This window comes from Symbiopectobacterium sp., from assembly GCF_051710365.1.
GTDB lineage: Bacteria > Pseudomonadota > Gammaproteobacteria > Enterobacterales > Enterobacteriaceae > Symbiopectobacterium.
In genome coordinates, this window is sequence record NZ_JBPETA010000285.1 from 1 (window position 1) to 2,879 (window position 2,879).

2 protein-coding genes and 1 pseudogene are annotated in these 2,879 nt (G+C 52.0%); 2 read left to right on the plus strand and 1 reads right to left on the minus strand.

Going from position 1 to position 2,879, the window contains the following annotated elements; translation table 11 throughout:
• Nucleotides 1-128: 128 nt before the first annotated feature.
• Nucleotides 129-640: pseudogene (locus ACTBDZ_RS16705) on the minus strand (aldo/keto reductase); the annotation flags it as partial.
• 135 nt (nucleotides 641-775) lie between these two features.
• On the opposite strand from ACTBDZ_RS16705, the gene ACTBDZ_RS16710 reads away from it, so the two are divergent.
• A complete protein-coding gene (locus ACTBDZ_RS16710) occupies nucleotides 776-1,555 on the plus strand; it encodes an SDR family NAD(P)-dependent oxidoreductase (protein WP_438816135.1) in 780 nt (259 codons plus the stop codon).
• An 81-nt stretch (nucleotides 1,556-1,636) separates the two neighbouring features.
• Nucleotides 1,637-2,644, plus strand: a complete 1,008-nt coding sequence (locus ACTBDZ_RS16715; RefSeq protein WP_438816134.1) for an NADP-dependent oxidoreductase — start codon at nucleotides 1,637-1,639, stop codon at nucleotides 2,642-2,644.
• Nucleotides 2,645-2,879 lie beyond the last annotated feature (235 nt).

The following is a 2,879-nucleotide window of genomic DNA, read 5'->3' on the forward strand; positions in this document are numbered from 1 at the left end:
AACGGTTGGTAACAAGGGCTCAATGATTGCCCATGCTTCATCAGAAAGATCGTAGCGAGCCATAATCCAAAGTGTCGTAGAAACAGATGGATACTATAGCTCAAGCAATTAAGGGACACAGCCTAGGGTGTGTCAGCACGAGCAATGCGCCACGCAGGGAAGTTGGATAATCCGGCATACTGAATTTTCCCCGCTCGGATAAGATCGTCGAAAGCGCGGACGATCTCCTCGATAGGCGTCAGTTGATCGTCGAAGTGGGCCCACAGTACATCAATACGATCGGTGCGCAGCCGTTTGAGGCTGTTTTCAACCGATAACATCATATTTTTACGGCTGTTACCGGTGCGAGAGATACCTGCATTGGGCAAAGCGCTCAGGGTGTATTTTGTTGCTACGACGAAATGATCGCGATCGGCAGCGATAAACTTACCGACCATTTGTTCAGATGTTCAGATTCGCCAAACTGGTAGGCATCCGCAGTATCGATAAAGTTACCGCCAGCATCCGCATAGCGATCGAAAACCTGTTTTGCCTGCTCTTTTTCAGAACCGTATCCCCAGCCCGTGCCGAAGTTACCGGTGCCAAGCGCCAATTCAGATACCCGTAAACCTGTATTACGTCCAAACGTGGTGTATTGCATAGGGATGTCTCTCATTTAAATGTCGATTGACATTTAAAATATATGTCATGCATCATCTATAATGCAAGCATGATATCCATCCTCTATTTATCAGACACGAGAGCAGATTTATGAACGCAGACCTTTCCGTTCTTAATTACCGGTGCCTCATCCGGCATTGGCGCAATTTATGCTGAACGCTTCGCCCGTCGCGGCCACAACCTGGTGTTGGTCGCCCGCGATCGTGCGTGCCTGGACACCTTAGCCACCCGACTGCGGCAAGAGCATGGCGTTACCGTCGATATTCTTCCCGCCGACCTCACCCAACCAGACGACATCGCCGCCGTCGAAGCGCGGCTGCGCAATGACGATCGCATCGGGATTCTGGTGAACAATGCCGGTATGAGTATCGCGGGGAGCTTTGTTGATCAGGCAACCGACGATATAGCAAAACTGGTCACACTCAACACTACCGCCCTCGTTCGCCTTGCCAGCGCGATCGCTCCGCGACTAACGATAGTTGGCACAGGAGCAATCATTAATCTTGGATCGGTGGTTGGATTAGCACCGGAGTTCGGGTTAACCGTTTACGGTGCCACCAAGGCATTTGTGCTGTTTTTGTCTCAGGGGCTTAGCCTCGAACTGTCTCCGAAAGGGGTCTATGTTCAGGCCGTGCTTCCCGCTGTAACGCGCACGGAAATCTGGGAGCGTTCCGGTACTGACATCAATACGCTCCCTGCCGTAATGGAAGTCGATGAATTAGTCGATGCGGCGTTAGTCGGTTTCGATCGTCGGGATCCTGTCACCATCCCACCGCTGCATCACGTTGAACAGTGGGAAGCCTATCAAGCGGCACGTGGGGCAATGCTGTCAGGCTTTGCGCAACAGCATGCCGCTGAACGTTATCGGACCGTTCCCCACGCTGACGCCGTATAACGCAAGGAAAGTATCTCTGCCGAGGTGGTCAGATCCATCATTTCGGCAGATATCCTTCTTCATCAAGGAGATCTCTCGACTATGAAGGCATATATCATCGATCGCTACGGCAAGAAAAATACAGGCAGAATGGGCGAGTTCCCTGAACCGACGATGCACGACGATGACGTGCTGGTGCAAGTTCATGCAGCCAGCGTCAATCTACTGGATGCCAAAATCCGTAACGGTGAATTTCGGCTAATACTGCCGTATCGCGTGCCACTGGTGTTGGGAAATGACGTTGCGGGCGTTGTTGTGCGCGTTGGACCGGGTGTAAAGCGGTTCAAACCTGGCGATGAGGTTTACGCGCGACCCGAGCAGGCGCGTATCGGCGCTTTTACCGAATGGATCGCCGTGCCAGAAGACGCTCTGGCATTAAAGCCCCATCATCTCAGCATGGAGGAAGCCGCATCCCTTCCACTGGTCAGCCTGACTGCCTGGCAAACGCTGGTGGTAGCAGCGGGGCTGAAGAAAGGCCAAAAGGTGCTGATCCATGCGGGTTCCGGCGGCGTGGGTACCATTGCGATTCAACTGGCTAAATATTTGGGCGCTTTTGTTGCTACCACCACCAGCGATCGTAATCTTGCGTGGGTGAAGGCGCTAGGGGCGGATGTGGTGATTGATTACCACAAACAGGACTTTACAACCGTCCTGCACGATTATGATGTGGTGCTCAATAGTCTTGGAAAAGAGACATTGGAGAAATCGCTACAGGTGCTGAAACCCGACGGTCAGCTTATTTCGATCTCTGGACCACTGGACCCCGCGTTTGCAATAGCACAAGGGCAGCCCTGGTGGCTACAGCAGGTAATGCGGCTTCTGAGTTACCGAATCAGGAAGAAGGCAGCACGTTTGGGCATCAGATATCAGTTTGTCTTTATGCGCGCCAGTGGAGAGCAGTTGGACAAGATTAGCGCGCTTATTGAATCCGGTGCAATCAGGCCAATTGTGGATCGGGTATTTCCCTTCGACGCGACTGCGGATGCATTGGCTTACGTAGAAACAGGACGAGCGAAAGGCAAAGTTGTCATCAGCGAGCAACAGAACTGATCCGATTCGTTTAGGGCTAAAGCGTTGCTGTCTCGCTTCGCTCGGCTCGAACCTGAACGCAGCTTCTCACCTGCACGACAGATGCACATGAAAATTTAGCGATTGAGATTTATAACCGTCATTCCGCACCTACTTTAAGAATAAATTCGACGGTATCGCTCGCCGAGAACATCAACGATGGTCTTGTGAACAGAATTGAGGTTGGATACTTGTGGTGGTCTGTCACCAATACTGA